Consider the following 16,332-nt stretch of genomic DNA (forward strand, 5'->3'; position numbering starts at 1 on the left):
GGCACCGTGGCCGTGCTGCCCATTTTTTTGCTCGGCGGAATTTCAACGGCAAGCTTTGCGGTCGCACGATTTGAACCCGCGGACCTCTCGTGGCGTCTAACGCCCCGCAAGGGACCGGCTCATCCGGTTCTCAGGGGCGCTGGGATACGGAGAGATCGATGGCAATGCGAACGACGTGGCTGGTTACGACAACTCTCGTTCTCGGTGCCTCGCTGGCGGCGGCGCCGGGCCATGCGGCAAACCTCGACGCGACGTCCACCGTCGATGCCGTCACCGTGTATCCCGACGGCGCGACCGTGACCCGGGTCATCTCGCTCGACCTTCCCACCGGTGACACGACGGCGATCGCCAAGGACTTCCCGCTCGGACTCGATGCGTCCTCGCTTCGCGTGGAAGGCGAGGCCGGCGCCAAGCTCGTGATCGGCACCGTCGACGCCAAGCCACCGCGTGCGGCGCCGCCCGTCAACTTGCCCGACATCGACAAGCGCATCGAAGCGCTGAAGGACGAGCGCGCCAATCTCGATGGCACGATCGCCGCGGCCCTGGCGCGCAAGAAGTTTGCCGAGCGTTTTGCCGAGGCGTCACCGGCCGGGCTCGGCGAGAAGGGCGAGGCGCGTCCGATCACAGAATGGCGTGCCGCGTTCGCCGCCGTTGCCGACGAGGTTGGACAGGCCGACGCGGCGATCCGTGATGCCGAGCGCAAGCAGCGCGAGATCGATCGCGAGATCGCGCGCCTGCAGGACAATCTCACGACGAAGCCCCCGAGCAAGCTGGAGGTGCGGATCGAATTGTCGGCTGCAGCAGCGACCAAGGCGACCTTGCGCGTGACCTACGCGGTGCGCAACGCCCGCTGGGTGCCGCTCTACGACGCGCGTCTCGACACGTCGGCGAAGGACCGCAAACCGGCTCTCGAACTGGTGCGACGCGCCGAGATCCAGCAGGCCACCGGGGAGGACTGGTCCGAGGTCGCGCTGACGGTTTCGACGGTGCGGACCGGACGCGGCGGCAGCGCGCCCGAGCTCAGGACGATCATCGCGCAATATCCGCCGCCGCCACAGCCAGCGCCGAAGCCGGCCGCCGTCAGCGCCGTGCGAGGACTCATGGAGAGCCGACAGGAGTTTCGCTTTGGCGGAGGGACGACGTTCGGAGATGTCGCGGACAAGGCCGTCGAGCAGCAGACGGTTGCCGAGATCAGCGCCTTTCAGACCGTCTTCCACCTCCCCGGACGCGTCAGCGTCGGTGCCAATGATGGCGCGAAGAGCCTGCGTATTTCCACCGCGACGATCACGCCCGAACTGACGATCCGTTCGGCGCCCGTCATCGATCCCACCGCCTATCTCGAAGCGAGCTTCCCGCAGAACGAGGAGGCACCGCTGCTGCCGGGCAAGGTCTCGATCTATCGCGACGGCATGTTCGTCGGCACCAGCAGACTGGCGTCGGCCGGCAAGGACGAGGTCGTTCATGTCGGCTTCGGGGCCGACGACAAGGTCAAGGTCGAGCGCAGTGTGGTCAAGCGCAACGAAGGCTCGGCCGGCCTGATCGTGACGACGGCGAAGATCGACGAGCGCACCTTCAAGACGACGGTCCGCAACGCTCACGACTTCCCGCTGAAGGTCGCGATCCAGGATCAGCTGCCGGTCAGCGAGAATGAGGAGATCGTGGTCGAGATGCTGTCCGCGACCACGTCGCCGACGTCGACGAACGTGCGCGATCGCCGCGGCGTCGTCGAATGGGTCATCGACGCCAAACCGGGCGAGGCCAAGGATATCGCCTTCGCCTGGCGGGTGCGCTGGCCGAAGGACAAGTCGATCGTGATGCAGCCGTCGGGTTGAGGCGGGGCGTGAGGCCACGGGCCGGCGCCGTTTGATCCATGACAAGCCGCCCGGTCCCGCTCCTGTTATGCGCGTGGGAACCCGTTCGATCACGTCCTGTCCGGCCGTGATCGAACTCGACCGAGAGCGCCGCCATGGAATCCGACCCGAACACCCGCAAGCAGGCCGTCGCCGTCGGCTACATCTTCCTCGCCGGCGTCGGCATGCTGCTGCTGCAATGGCTGCTGACGACCTACAACACGGTCGAAACCATTCCCTATAGCCAGTTCGAGCAGCTGATCGAGCAGGGCAAGATCACCGAAGTGGCGGTTGGCCAGGATACGATCCAGGGCAAGTTCAAGGACAAGCAGCCGGACGGCAAGACCTCGTTCATCACCACGCGTGTCGATCCGCCGTTGGCGGCGAAGCTTGCCGCGAAGGGCGTGACGGTGACCGGCGTACCCTCGGGCGGGCTGATTCAGGCGCTGCTGTCCTGGGTCGTGCCGGCGCTGATGTTCTATCTGATCTGGGTGTTCCTCGGCCGCAAGGTGATGGACCGCCAGGGCTTCGGCGGCCTGATGTCGATCGGCAAGTCGCGCGCCAAGGTCTATGTCGAGACCGACACCAAGGTGACCTTCGCCGATGTCGCTGGCGTCGACGAGGCCAAGTTCGAGCTGCAGGAGGTCGTGCAGTTCCTGAAGGATCCGAAGAGCTATGGCCGGCTCGGCGCACACGTGCCCAAGGGCATCCTGCTGGTCGGCCCGCCCGGCACCGGCAAGACGCTGCTCGCGCGCGCCGTCGCGGGCGAAGCGGGTGTGGCGTTCTTCTCCATCTCCGGATCCGAATTCGTCGAGATGTTCGTCGGCGTCGGCGCCGCGCGGGTGCGCGACCTGTTCGAGCAGGCGCGCAAGGCCGCGCCCTGCATCATCTTCATCGACGAGCTCGATGCCCTCGGGCGCAGCCGAAGCGGCGGTGGCCAGTTTGGCGGCTACGACGAGAAGGAGCAGACGCTCAATCAATTGCTGGCGGAGCTCGACGGCTTCGACCCAAGCTCCGGCGTCATCCTGCTCGCCGCGACCAACCGGCCGGAGATCCTCGATCCCGCACTCATGCGCGCTGGCCGCTTCGATCGCCAGGTGCTGGTCGACCGTCCCGACAGGGGCGGGCGGCTTGCCATTCTCAAGGTGCATGTCCGCAAGATCACGGTCGCCGACAGCGTCGATCTCGACAAGGTCGCGGCCCTGACGACCGGCTTCACCGGCGCCGACCTCGCCAACCTGATCAACGAGGCTGCGATCGCGGCGACGCGCCGCAAGGGCCACGAGGTGACGTTCGACGATTTCACGATGGCGATCGAGCGCATCGTCGCCGGCATCGAGAAGAAGAGCCGCGTGCTCAGTCCCGCCGAGCGCCGCCGCGTCGCCTATCACGAGATGGGGCACGCGCTGGTCGCAGCCAATCTCGTCGGCGTCGATCCGGTGCAGAAGGTCTCGATCATTCCGCGCGGCGTCGGCGCGCTCGGCTACACGATGCAGCGCCCGACCGAAGATCGCTTCCTGCTCGCGGTCAGCGAATTGAAGAACCGCATCGCCGTGCTGATGGGCGGACGGGCTTCCGAGCAGTTGATCTTCGACGGCGACGTCTCGACCGGTGCCGCCGACGATCTGCAGCGTGCGACCGAGATCGCGATCGAGATGGTCACCAAATACGGGATGGATGCGACCGTCGGGCAGCGCACATACGCGCCGCGTCCACAGGTCTCGTTCCTGCAGCCACAGGATCAGATCGTGTCGGCGGCGGAGGAGACCGGCCGCGAGATCGATCTCGCCGTGCGGGATCTGATCGCAGACGGCGGCGCCCGCGCTCGCGCGATCCTCGAAAGCCATCGCCCGGACCTCGAGCGCGGCGTCGCGCTCCTGATCGCCAAGGAGACGCTGACCGCCGAGGAGTTTGCGCCGTTGCGGCCGGCCTCCGCTGCGGTCCCGGTTCGGGATGCCGTTGTCTCGAGCTGATCCGGGTTTCTACGGGGGGCGTTTGCAACCGAAATCTAACCATCGCCTGATCAGTTGACCAGCAGCTCACCTTGACAGATCGAGGTCGTCGATCGGGGACCGGGCGGAGTTCGTTACGTGCTGCTGAATAACCTGAAGATTGCCCCCAAGCTCGCCATCGTCGTCGGCGTGGCGATGCTGGGCCTTGCCGCGGCCGGTACGTTTGCCGGCACTCTGATGCAAAAGGAGATGGTCGACGCCCGCATCGAACAGTGCCGGGCGATCGTCGAGACCGCGCGTAACATGGCCATGGGCCTCATCAAGGAGGTCGAATCCGGCAAGCTGACGAAGGAGGCCGCGCTCGACGAGTTCGTCAATCGCGCGAGAACGATGACCTTCGACAAGGGCATGGGCTATCTGTTCGCCTACACGATGGACGGCAACGTGGTGTTGTCCCAGGATCCGAAGCAGCGTGGCTCGAATGTGATCGATTTCGAGCTCAACGGCCGCAAGCTCGTCGTCGAGCTGCGCGACGGCGTTGCCAAGAACGGCGAAGTCACCTTGCACTACGAATATCTGCGTCCCGGTCAGGAGCATCCGACCCGCAAGATCTCCTATGCGGTGATGATTCCCGGCTGGAATACGTTCGTGGGCACCGGCGTCTATGTCGACGATCTCGATGCGAAGATGATGCCCCTGAAATGGCTGATCTGGATGGCCTGCGCGGGCATCGCGGTCATCGCCGGCGGGATCGCCTGGCTGATCAGCCGCAGCATCAGCGTGCCGCTCGATCGTCTCGGCATCCGCATGCGCGAGATCGCCGATGGCCGGCTCGATGGCGAGATTCCCGGTGTCGGCCGCGGCGACGAGATCGGCGGGATGGCAGCCACCGTCCAGATCTTCAAGGACAACGCGCTGCGGATGCGCGAGCTCGAGCAGGCCGAGGCCGCCACCCAGCAGCGCGCGGCCGCCGAGCGGACCGCGGCCATGCAGAACCTCGCCGCCGACTTCGAGCGCAGCGTCAACGGCATCGTCCGCTCGGTGGCGTCGGCGGCCGAGGGCATGCAGCACACCGCGCAATCGATGACCTCGACCGCGAGCGATGCCAGCTCGCGCGCCTCGACCGTCAGCGCCGCCACCCAGAGCGCCAATGACAATGTCGGCACGGTCGCGGCCGCGGCCGAAGAGCTGTCGAGCTCGGTCAATGAGATTTCGCGCCAGGTCGCCCGTTCCAGCGAGATTGCGAGCAAAGCCGTGGGCGATGCGGAGCGCACCAATGCGACCGTTCAGGTGCTGTCGACCGGCGCCGAGAAGATCGGCGAGGTCGTCAAGCTGATCCACTCGATCGCGGCGCAGACCAACCTGCTGGCGCTGAACGCCACCATCGAAGCCGCGCGCGCCGGCGAGTCCGGCAAGGGCTTTGCCGTCGTCGCCTCGGAGGTGAAGGCGCTCGCCAACCAGACGGCGAAGGCGACCGAGGAGATTTCGGCACAGGTCGCGGCGATGCAGACCTCGACCCAGGATGCGGTCACCGCCATCAGCGGCATCACCCAGACCATCGCGCAGATGAGCGAGATCACCAATTCGATCTCGACCTCGATCGCGCAGCAGGGCGACGCGACGCGCGAGATCGCCCGCAACATCCAGTCCGTCGCTGCAGGCTCCAACGAGATCAGCGCCCATATCGGCGGCGTTACCAAGGCGGCGGAAGCGACCGGCATGGCTGCCTCCGAAGTGCTGTCGAGCGCGCGTGAGCTCGACAGCCAGTCGGGCCTGCTGCAGCAGGCCGTCGATGGCTTCATGGCGAAGGTGCGAACGGCCTGATCAGGCCGGGCGCGCCGTTGATCCGGGGCTCTCGGATCAACGGCGGCCGTCAAGTCGTAGGCGTGCCAGCCGTCACTTGGCTTTGAGGAAGTCGCCGACCTCCAGCAGCACGAACTCGTTGTCGTCGGCCTTGTTGGGATCCCGGCTGGACGAGAACGGCAGGTTGTTGTCGTTGCCGACGATGATGTGGGTGTCGTCGACGCGGTCGACATTCTCGATCGTGAAGAACGGAAAGGCGAGCACGCCGTCGTTGAGCGGCTTGCGCGCCTTTTTGTCCGGATCCTTGATCTTCATCAGGTCGATAGAGGCGATCTTGCGAACCGGCTTGCCGACGTTGGCGTCGGAGAGCTCGATCTTGTAGACGCGCTTGAACTTGGCGAGATCGGGAAAGCAGTTCTCGCCGCGCGTGCCCTGCGGGCAGGCCTTGTCGCTGGTGCCCTCGCCATTGTCACGCTCGATGATCAGCCCCTGTGTGGGATCGATCATGTTGAAATCGCCGATGGCGTTGCCGTTCTGCTCGAACACATACTGCCAGTAGCGGCCGGTGAACTTCTCCGCGGCGACGTCGAATTCGAGGATGCGCGAGGCTTCCTTGCCGTCGACCTTCTCCCAGTCCTTCTTGTCGGTGTCCCACAGCGGACCTTCGAGCAGGCCATAGATGAACTTGCTGTCCACCGACGACGCAAAGCCTTCATATCCCTTCGAGCGCCGCAGGTTGACGTTGGTATAGGTGGCGCCGGGCGCGGCCGGCGACTGCACCGCCCAGTGGTCGGGCGAGCGCACCGGCTTGCCGTCCGCGATCGTTTCAAACACGGCAAGCACCTTGCCGGTCCTGTCGGCCTTGATGACGTAGGGACCGAATTCGTCGCCGATCCAGAGATTGTCGCCGATGATCTGGAAGCCCTCGGTATCGAAATCGGCGCCGGTCAGGTAGCGCTTGGAAGTGTCCTCGTGCACGATGCGGAAGGGCACCTTCTTGTCGGGATCATGCAGGAAGATCGTCTCGAGCCGCTCGACCTTGCCGCTGGTCCAGTCGATCTTGTGGTGGTTCAGATAGAGCATCGAGTCGGGCGAGTTGTAGCGCGAGCCCATGCCGTTGTCGGTGAGGACCCAGAACGTGCCGTCGGCCATCTTCTTGATGCCGGAGTGGCCCTGGAGAGGTTGTCCCTTGAATGGGAGCGACACCCCGGTCGGACGCTCATAGGACTTGCCCATCACGCTGCCGATCGCGTCGATGCGCTTGCCGGTGGTGTATTTGCCGGAGGTCTTGAGATCGTTCGGGGCATCGGCCGGCGCCTCGACGAAGGACTCGGCCGGCATCACGGCATGGCCGGAGAGCGTCGCCGGGAATTCGCCTTCGCCCTGGGCGAACGCTGTGCCGGCGCTCAGAACGAACGCGGCAACGGTGGTCAGCAGATATCGATGCATGGGGGGCCTCCTGGGAGCTTGATCTACGCATCGTTCTGGACAGGAGGCCTGACGCGGCGCTGACATTTCGATGACAGCCGGATGATGCTCCCCGGTCTTCATGAGGCGTCTTGCCGCACGCTCACACCTTGAGCCGGTCACCCGTGCCGGGAGGCCGGATCGGGACCCGCGACGCGATGATCACGCCGGCAATGACCAGCGCGTAGCCCGCAAGGTGGAACAGCCTGAGCTCCTCGCCGAGGAGCAGGATCGCGAGCACCGAGCCGAACAATGGCACCAGATGGAGGAACGGCGCGGCGCGGTTCGGTCCGATCAGGCTGATGCCGCGATTGAAGAACAGGTAGGCCAGTGTCGACGCAAACACGACCACGTAGCCGAGCGTCAGGACCGACAGCAGATCGGGCTTGAGCACGAAGCCCGACGCGTATTCCCAAGCCGCGAACGGCAGCAGCAGCACGGCGCCGGCCGCCGTGCAGGCTGAGATCAGCGACAGCTGGTGCACCGCCGGCCGTCGCGTCATGGCGGCCGAGTAGAGCCCGAATACCATCAGCGCGCCCGCAAACATCAGGTCACCGCGGTTGAATTGGATGCCGGCGAGCGCACCGAGATCGCCGCGCAGCAGGATCACCAGCACGCCGATCAGCGACATCGCAATGCCGGCGAATTGGGCCATGGTCAGGCGCACACCGAACAAGGCCAGCGACCACAGCGCGACGAACAGCGGCGTCGAGGATTGGATCAGGAGACCGTTCAGCGCCTGGGTATATTGCATCGCCCAATAGGACAGCGCGTTGTTGATGGCAAAGCCCGTCAGCGACAACAGCAGGATCAGCGGCCAATGCGCGCGCAATGTTCGCCAGTCGCGGGCGAGATGCGCGCGGGCGAAAGGCCACAGCATCAGGAACGTTCCGACCCAGCGGATGCAGGACAAGGTCAGCGGCGGGACATGACCGGCCACATAGCGCGCGAGCACGATGTTGCCGGCCCAGAACAGCGAGGCCAGCGTGAGCAGCAGATAGGGCTGGTTGTTCAGCCAGGAGAGCGGATGACGGTGTGGGGCAGGCAAAGGCAGCCAAGCGTGCTTGGAGAGACGAGGCAATCTGGGCTGAATCGTATCCCCTCGCAAGCCGGCGCAGCGGATTGGTGCCATGCATCGGACAGCAAAGGGCCGCGGGGGCGCGCGCAGGACGTGGATATCAGGTCGCCTGCTTGCGCGACGCCACGAACACGCCGGCGAGCACCAGCACGAAGCCGATCACGTGGAAGACCTCCGGCTGCTCGCCGAGGAACACGAAGGCCATGATCGAGCCGAACACCGGGACCACGTGAAAGAACGGCGCGGCGCGATTGGCGCCGATCAGGAGCACGCCGCGATTGAAGCAGAGATAGGCGATCGTCGAAGGAAAGATCGCGACGTAGAGCAGCGACAACAGGTTCTGCGCGTCGAGCGCCATGACCGGTCGCGCGTTGATTTCCCAGATCAGCAGCGGAATGAGGCTGGCTGCGCCGCAACCGAAGGTGAAGGCGACCATCGACAGGCCGTGGATCTGCGGCCGCTTGATCGTCAGCACCGAGTAGAAGCCGAACACCGCCATCGCCAGCAGGAAGATCAGATCCCCTCTGTTGAAGCTGATGTCGGCCAGCGCGGTGGGGTGACCGCGCGTCAGGATGAGCAGCACGCCCACGAGCGACAGCACGATGCCGATGGCCTGCGCCAGGGTCAGGTGCACGCGCAACAGCAGCATCGACCAAATTGCCACGATCAGCGGACCTGCCGACTGCAGCAGCAGGGTGTTGAGTGCCTGCGTATATTCGAGCGACCAGTATTGCAGCGTGTTGAAGGCGCCGATGCCCGTCACGGACAACGCGATCATGATGCCGAGCCGCGACCGGATCGCGGGCCAGTCCTGGCGCAGCTGTTTCCAGGCGAGCGGCAGGATCAGCAGGAAGGCGAGCGACCAGCGCAGGAACGACAATGTCACCGGCGGGATGTGGCCGGCGGCAAGCCGCCCGACGATCGAGTTGCCGGCCCAGCACAGCGCCGTGATGCTGAGCAGCACATAGGGCTGGTTGGCGATCCAGGCGCGCGCGGGCGCGGCGGACGCGGTGGGATCGGCGGCGGACATGCGGCGGTGTTGGCCTGGTTCGATGCGCCGCGGCGCGCGGCCGGGATGTCCGGCCGCCGTTCCTCCCGGCGCTTTCGACAGACACCAATTGCAGCTGCCTATCAAGAGGGCAGATGCATCGCGACCATGCAGCGATGGCCGTCGTCAAGATCGCGCACGAGCGTGTCCCCGGTGCGGTCTCCGCGGTCCGGATCGCACCGCGAGCGATTTGAGGCCCTCCGCACTGACCAGATAGGCGACGACGAGGGCGGCGATGGCAGCTAAGAGGGTGAGGGGCGGTGCAACGAAGCCGAACCATGCGCCGGCCGGTGTGAAGGGCACGACCAGTGCGACGGCGAGCGCGGTGAGCGACGACGCCGTCAGCATCGGATCCGCCCGGTTGCTCCATGGCCGCCCATTGGTCCGGATGATGAAGATGACGAGAATCTGGGTTGCCATCGATTCGAGGAACCATGCGGTGCGGAATTCATCGGGCGTCGCATGGAACAAATACAGCAGCGCGCCGAAGGTGAGAAAGTCGAACAGGGACGACAGGGGCCCCATGATCGCGGCAAAGCGCATGAGCCGCTTCATGTCCCAGCGCTGCGGCCGCGCGGTCGCCTGCCGGCTCACGCGGTCGAACGGAATGCCGAGCTCGGAGAGATCGTAGAGCAGATTGTTGAGCAGGATCTGCGTCGGCAGCATCGGCAGGAACGGCAGCACCATCGATGCGGCGGCCATCGACAGCATGTTGCCGACATTCGAGCTCGCGCCCATTCGGACATACTTCAGGATGTTGGCGAAGGTGCGTCGGCCTTCTTCGACGCCGTTGGCGACGACGTCGAGATCAGAGGCGAGCAGGATGATGTCGGCGGCCGATTGGGCGACGCCGGTGGCGCCTTCGACGGACAGGCCGATGTCGGCCGCCTTCAGCGCCGGCGCATCGTTGATGCCGTCCCCGAGGAAGCCAACGATCTCGCCGGAGGCCTGCAGCGCCTTGACGATGCGCGATTTCTGATCGGGCGCGAGACGGCCGAACGCATCGGCCGAGTGCACCTGCACCGCGAGCGCGTCGTCGCTGAGCTCGGCGATGTCGCTGCCGGACAGCACGCGATCCGCCTTCAGCCCGACCAGGCCGGCCAGCCGCTTGACCACGACGGGATCGTCGCCGGAGAGGATCTTCAGCGCGATGCCGGCGCGGGCAAGCTGCGCGATCGCTGCCGCCGCGGTCGGCTTGGGCGGATCGGCGAACGCGCACAGCCCTTCGAAGATCAGTTCCTGCTCGTCGTCGGTTTCGATCTCGCGCGGCGCGCCGGTCCACGGCCGTGACGCGATCGCGACCGTGCGCAAGCCCTCGCGTGCGAGCGCGTGAACGCGCTCGTACATCTCGGTGCGGCCGTTGTCGTCGAGCGGCGCGAACGTGCCGCCATGCCGCTGCTGCGTGCACAACTCGATCACCGCCTCAGGCGCGCCCTTCACGATCAGGATTCGATCCTGGCCGCGGATCGCCAGCACCGAGCCGAGCCGGCGCGAGAAGTCGAAGGTCTGCTGGCCGCCCAAGGACCATCCCTCGGCCGCATGATTGGCGCCTGCGACGAGCGCGCAATCGAGCGAGCCGCGATCACCGCCGAGTGCGGCCGCGATCGCGCCGAGCTCCGCAGCTCGCGGATGGTCGGTGCCGTCGGGCGCGACGCTGCGGGCGAGCGTGATCTCCGCGGATGTCAGCGTTCCCGTCTTGTCGGTGCACAGCACCGACATCGCGCCGAGATCATGAATCGCCGCGAGCCGCTTCACGATCACCTTGCGCTTGGCCATGCGCAGTGCGCCGCGCGACAGTGTCACCGTCGTGATCATCGGCAGCAGCTCGGGCGTCAATCCGACCGCGAGCGCGACCGAGAACAACAGCGAGTCGAGCACATCGCGTCCGAATACGACGCGAACCGTGAGCACGATCACGACCAGGGCCAGCGTAAGCCGCGCGATGACGAGGCCGAATTCATGCAGGTCGCGCTCGAACGGCGTGCGCGCCTGCCCCTCGGCGAGCGCCGCGGCGGCCGCGCCGAACATCGTGTTCGGTCCAGTGTTGACGACGATGGCGACGGCCTCGCCGGTCTGCGCCACCGAGCCGCGGAACAGCGCATTCGACGTGTCGTTCTCAACGGCCGGAATGCCGGACTGTTTCGTCACGGGATAGGGCTCTCCCGTGAGCGCCGCCTCGCCGGCGGTGAACGCCTTGCTATCGATGATCAGCGCATCGGCAGGAACGATGTCGCCCGCGCGTACGCGCAGGATGTCTCCGGGAACGACCGCCTCGACGTCGATCTGGCGATAGGCGCCATCCCGCTTGACCTCGGCCTTCAAGGCGACGGAGCGGCGGAGCTCCTCGGCCGCCTTGACGGCATGTCCCTCCTGAACCGTGTCGAGGCCGATCGACAGCGTCAGGATGAGAACGATGATGGCGCCGCCGATCACGTCTCCCGTCACCATCGAGATGATGCCCGCCACCAGCAGGATCAGCGACAGCGGCTCGAGCAGGCGGCGGAGCACGGCGCGCAATGGACCCACGACGTGCGAGGGCGCATCGGCGTTGTGGCCGTAGCGTTGCAGCCGCTGCTCGGCGTCGGCCGCGCCGAGACCGTTCAGGTCGCAGCCGAGCGCCGCGCCCGCCTGCGCGGGCGACAGGCGCCAAAATTGGTGCGGACCGGAGGTCGTCTCAGTGCTCACGCGGGCCTGTCCAGGTTGGTGGATGAATGGTCGTGGTCATCATGGTTGATTTGCATGAAGCTCTCCGGGCGGCGGTTGACCTAGCGCAACATCCCGCTGCCGTGATGGCCTCGGTTGCCGCAATGCGCCGCATCGCCGCCGTGCTGATCGTCTCGGTGATCCAGCGCTCCAAGGAGATCGGGATCCTGCGTGCGATGGGCACCTCGCGCGGACAGATTTTGCGTGTGTTTCTGCTGCAGGCGGACTGCTCGGCTTCGTCGGCTCGCTGGTCGATCGCGGCTTCCCGGGCCCCGAGATCGAGGCGCAGGCGTCGACGCTGCTCGACCAGGTCGGGCTGGCGAAATTCGCCGACCATCTCGCGAGCAACATGTCAGGCGGCCAGCAGCAGCGCGTCGCGGTGGCGCGGGCGCTGGCGATGAACCCCGATCTGGTGCTGGCGGACGAGCCGACCGGCAACCTCGACACCAAGTCGGCCGAGGCGGTCTTTGGCCTGATGCGCGAGGTCAATCGGGAGGTTGGCACGAGCGTCCTGCTCGTCACCCACAACCTTGATCTGGCCCGGCGCTGCGATCGCATCATCGAGGTTGTCGACGGCCGCATCCAGAGCTGAGAGCGCGCCGCTTCGATCGTAGATTCGCCGCCGTTCGGGTGCTCAATGGAACCGCCCAGGTCGATGCGCCGCCAGAAGCGTACGGCCGGGTCGCCCGATCCGCAGCCGGGGCGGCATGAAATTTTGGGGCTTATCAAAGGCTTGGTGGCGCTCTTGTGTGCTCCGAAGGCCCGTTCTCGCTTGCCTAGCCCGGCGGCTTCCTTTATCCGGTGGGTCGCCTCGCAAGCGAGCGGTCCCGGCCGCGATTTGGGCTGGGCGCATGGTTGGCCAGGCTGGCCCCTCATCGGAAGCGATTTCGTCCGAACCGATCGTGCTGTTTTGGATCTTGGCAGAGGAAAGAGCTGCGAATGGCTAACGTGGTCGTCGTCGGCGCCCAATGGGGTGACGAGGGGAAGGGCAAGATCGTCGACTGGCTGTCGGAGCAGGCCGACATCGTCGTGCGCTTCCAGGGCGGCCACAATGCCGGCCATACCCTCGTCATCAACGGCGCGACCTACAAGCTGGCGCTGCTGCCGTCCGGCGTGCTGCGCACCGGCAAACTGTCGGTGATCGGCAATGGCGTCGTGTTCGATCCGCAGGCCTTCCTCGACGAGGTCGGCAAGCTCCAGTCGCAGGGCGTCGCCATCAGCCCGGACAATCTGCGCGTTGCCGAGAACGTCACGCTGATCCTGCCACTGCACCGCGAACTCGACGCGCTGCGCGAGTCCGCGAGCGCGGCGACCGCGATCGGCACCACCCGCCGCGGCATCGGCCCGGCCTATGAGGACAAGGTCGGCCGCCGCGCGATCCGCCTGATGGACCTCGCCGATCTCGATACGCTGCCGCACAAGATCGATCGGCTGCTCGCGCACCACAATGCGCTCCGCCGCGGCCTCGGCCTCGAGCCGATCGACGGCCAGCAGATCCTGCGCGAGCTGACGGCCTTTGCGCCGAAGCTGCTGCCCTATGCGGAGACGGTCTGGCGTCTGCTCGACATCAAGCGCCGCGAAGGCAAGCGGATGTTGTTCGAGGGCGCGCAGGGCGCGCTGCTCGACGTCGATCACGGCACCTATCCCTACGTGACCTCGTCCAACACGGTCGCGGCGCAGGCGGCCACGGGCGCGGGCCTCGGGCCGGGCGCGATCGGCTATGTGCTCGGCCTGTGCAAGGCCTACACGACCCGGGTCGGGCAGGGGCCGTTTCCCACCGAGCAGGACAACGAGACCGGCCGCAAGATCGGCGAGCGTGGCCGCGAATTCGGAACGAATACCGGCCGGCCGCGTCGTTGCGGCTGGTTCGATGCGGTCCTGGTCCGCCAGGCGGTGCGGACCTGCGGCATTAACGGTCTTGCGCTGACCAAGCTGGACATTCTCGATGGTTTCGACACCATCGATGTCTGTACCGGCTACAGGCTGGACGGCAAGGAGATCGATCATTTCCCGGCAGGAGAGGGCGCGCAGGCTCGGGTCGAACCGATCTACGAGACCATCGAAGGCTGGAAGCAGCCGACCGCAAACGCGCGCTCCTGGGCCGATCTGCCGGCACAGGCCATCAAATACGTCCGGCGGATCGAGGAACTGGTGGGTTGCCCGATCGCGCTGCTTTCCACCAGCCCCGAACGCGAGGATACTATTCTGGTCCAGAATCCCTTCGAGGCGTGACGGGACCCGACAGCTGAGCGCGCGAATTGAGTTGATATGGCCGACTACTACCCGCTGATAGCCCGTGCCATTGCCGGATTGGACCCCAACGCTCCCGGGGAAAGCCGGCGTGCGCTTTACGAGCGGGCGCGGGCGGCCTTGATCGCACAGTTGCGCAGCGTCCAGCCGCCGCTGAGCGAATCCGAGATTACGCGCGAGCGGCTGTCGCTCGAGGAAGCCGTGCGCAAGGTTGAGGCGGAAGCGGCCCAGCGCGCCCGCGAGGCACAGCGGGCGTCCAGCGGCGCGGCCCGCCCAGGTGATGCGCTCCGGCGGGCCGGTGCGCGCAATTCGGATGCTCCGGCCACCCCCGCGGCTCAGCCCGCTCCGACTCCAGACCAGGCCGCCACGACCGCCCCGCGGCCACGACCGGCGGCCCCGGCCGCTGCCCGGGCCGAGCGGCCGCCGCTCGGCGGCGAGACGGCCGAGCCGCGTCCGGCGCGCAATCCGCGACCGGAAGCGCCGCCGGCTGCCGCTGGCGCACCGGCTGTGCCGCCGCGGCCCCAGCCGCCTCAAACGCCTCCACAGGATGGGGCGGCGCCTCCAGTGCGCGAACGTCCGGCGGCCGCCCGCCGCGGTGCTCAGGACAACGGCAATCCGGCAACGCCGCCCGCCATGCGCGGCTTCCGCGACATCACCGCTGATGTCGACGATCTCGGCAAGGCCGCTGCCCAGGCCAACCGTGCGGCGCGCAAGACCTACGCCAACGTTCCGACCACCGATCTCGATCGGCTCGAGGGCGACGACGATGACCGGCCGCCGCTGCCTGAGGCGCCATACTCCTATGACGAGTCGGTCCAGGAGGCCGAGCGCTACGCGCTGCCTGCCACCTCGACCCGCCAGCGCGGCGCCGCGCCGGATCGCGAGGGCAAGAAGAAGTCGGAGCGCAGCGGCTCGACCTTTCCATTCAAGGCCGCCATCGCCGCAGGGATCGTGCTGATCCTGATCGGCGCCGGAATTCTGTGGGGCCGGCCGCTGGTTGGGATGGTCAATGGCCTGTTCAAATCTTCCTCGACGGTCGAGGCGCCCAAGGACACCGGCACGCCGCTGAGCAAGCCGAAGATCACCGACCGTGTCGGGCAGTCGCCGTCCTCGGACCAGATCGCGCCGGTCGCGCAACGCGTCGTGCTCTATGACGAGGATCCCGCCGATCCGAAGGGCAAGCAATACATCGGCTCGGTGGTCTGGCGCACCGAGCAGATCAAGGCGACGGGGACGCAGAAGGCCGACATCGCTGTGCGCGCCGACATCGAGATTCCCGATCGCAAGTTCAAGATGACGATGTCGTTCCGCCGCAACACCGACACGTCGCTGCCGGCGAGCCATACCGCGGAACTGACCTTCATCCTGCCGCAGGATTTCTCTGGCGGCGGCGTCGGCAACGTGCCGGGGATCCTGATGAAATCCAACGAGCAGGCGCGCGGGACGCCGCTGGCCGGCCTCGCAGTGAAGGTCACCGACGGCTTCTTCCTGGTCGGCCTGTCCAATGTCGACGCCGACCGGACCCGCAACGTGCAGCTCCTGAAGGAGCGCTCCTGGTTCGACGTTCCGCTGGTCTACAGCAATCAGCGCCGGGCCATCATCGCGATCGAGAAGGGCGCGCCGGGCGAGCGCGCCTTCAACGACGCCTTCGCGCTGTGGGGTGACTGAGCAGTCCGCACGCGCCTCGCGCGTTGGGCGAATCGGCGAGGCAGGAGATTGGGCATGAAGCGATATCTCATCTTCGTTGCCGTGGGCCCGGCGCTGGGCGGTTTCGCGCTGCTTCTGGTCACGACCTACATGTCCGGCTATTGGACCAACACCAATCCCGGCGAAGTGGCCAAGCTGTTCAAGGTCTTTGTCACCTCGCTGCAATACAGCTACCTGTTCGGTTTCCTGCCGGCACTGATGATGTGCGCGATCGACGACATCCTGTTCCACGTCAGGCGCATCGGGCCGACCTTGCGGATGCTGCTGGTGGGCGGCATCGCCTTCCTGCTCGCCGGCTTCAACTACGCTTCGCACGGCTCCGAATACGGTGCCCTGCAATGGGTCCTTTACGGACTGGTCGGCTTCATTCCCGCGACGGTGTCGTCGTGGCTGGTGCACAAATTCGTCGACGAAACCCCGCCCGAAGCGCCGGCGGCTCAGCCCAGCGAGCACAGCGCGTGACGGCGTGACGCA

The 16,332-nt window shown here is 66.5% G+C and carries 10 protein-coding genes and 2 pseudogenes; 8 read left to right on the plus strand and 4 right to left on the minus strand.

Going from position 1 to position 16,332, the window contains the following annotated elements; all coding sequences use genetic code 11:
- The first annotated feature begins 164 nt into the window (after positions 1–164).
- From QX051_RS25790 to QX051_RS25800, 3 genes are all read left to right on the plus strand, one after another.
- Complete coding sequence (locus tag QX051_RS25790) at positions 165–1,832, plus strand: mucoidy inhibitor MuiA family protein (protein ID WP_315778119.1); 1,668 nt, start codon at positions 165–167, stop codon at positions 1,830–1,832.
- Between the two features lie 134 nt (positions 1,833–1,966).
- Positions 1,967–3,823, plus strand: a complete 1,857-nt coding sequence (ftsH, locus tag QX051_RS25795) for an ATP-dependent zinc metalloprotease FtsH (protein WP_315778055.1) — start codon at positions 1,967–1,969, stop codon at positions 3,821–3,823.
- A gap of 117 nt (positions 3,824–3,940) precedes the next feature.
- A complete protein-coding gene (locus QX051_RS25800; RefSeq protein WP_315778056.1) occupies positions 3,941–5,626 on the plus strand; it encodes a methyl-accepting chemotaxis protein in 1,686 nt (561 codons plus the stop codon).
- Positions 5,627–5,698: 72 nt separating this feature from the next.
- Here QX051_RS25800 and QX051_RS25805 read toward each other — a convergent pair whose 3' ends face one another.
- The 4 genes from QX051_RS25805 to mgtA form a co-directional block, all read right to left on the minus strand.
- Positions 5,699–7,054: an esterase-like activity of phytase family protein gene (locus tag QX051_RS25805; RefSeq protein ID WP_315778057.1), complete on the minus strand. Its 1,356-nt coding sequence runs from the start codon at positions 7,052–7,054 to the stop codon at positions 5,699–5,701.
- A 121-nt stretch (positions 7,055–7,175) separates the two neighbouring features.
- Entirely contained in the window at positions 7,176–8,120 is a 945-nt protein-coding gene (locus QX051_RS25810) for a DMT family transporter (RefSeq protein ID WP_315778058.1), read from the minus strand.
- Positions 8,121–8,250: 130 nt separating this feature from the next.
- Complete coding sequence (locus QX051_RS25815; protein ID WP_315778059.1) at positions 8,251–9,180, minus strand: DMT family transporter; 930 nt, start codon at positions 9,178–9,180, stop codon at positions 8,251–8,253.
- Between the two features lie 144 nt (positions 9,181–9,324).
- The gene (gene mgtA, locus QX051_RS25820; RefSeq protein WP_315778060.1) at positions 9,325–11,883 is read right to left on the minus strand and encodes a magnesium-translocating P-type ATPase; all 2,559 of its coding nucleotides are present in this window, start codon (positions 11,881–11,883) and stop codon (positions 9,325–9,327) included.
- Positions 11,884–12,011: 128 nt separating this feature from the next.
- On the opposite strand from mgtA, the pseudogene QX051_RS25825 reads away from it, so the two are divergent.
- The 5 genes and pseudogenes from QX051_RS25825 to QX051_RS25845 form a co-directional block, all read left to right on the plus strand.
- Positions 12,012–12,151 (plus strand): annotated as a pseudogene (locus tag QX051_RS25825) (FtsX-like permease family protein); the annotation flags it as partial.
- Positions 12,149–12,493 (plus strand): annotated as a pseudogene (locus tag QX051_RS25830) (ABC transporter ATP-binding protein); the annotation flags it as partial. The pseudogenes QX051_RS25825 and QX051_RS25830, both read left to right, overlap by 3 nt.
- 347 nt (positions 12,494–12,840) lie before the next feature.
- Positions 12,841–14,133, plus strand: a complete 1,293-nt coding sequence (locus tag QX051_RS25835) for an adenylosuccinate synthase (protein WP_315733910.1) — start codon at positions 12,841–12,843, stop codon at positions 14,131–14,133.
- A gap of 36 nt (positions 14,134–14,169) precedes the next feature.
- A complete protein-coding gene (locus tag QX051_RS25840; RefSeq protein WP_315778061.1) occupies positions 14,170–15,819 on the plus strand; it encodes a hypothetical protein in 1,650 nt (549 codons plus the stop codon).
- A 54-nt stretch (positions 15,820–15,873) separates the two neighbouring features.
- Positions 15,874–16,320, plus strand: a complete 447-nt coding sequence (locus QX051_RS25845) for a DUF5413 family protein (protein WP_315733906.1) — start codon at positions 15,874–15,876, stop codon at positions 16,318–16,320.
- Positions 16,321–16,332: the final 12 nt, after the last annotated feature.

The sequence above is a fragment of the Bradyrhizobium sp. SZCCHNR1053 genome (genome assembly GCF_032381235.1).
GTDB lineage: Bacteria > Pseudomonadota > Alphaproteobacteria > Rhizobiales > Xanthobacteraceae > Bradyrhizobium.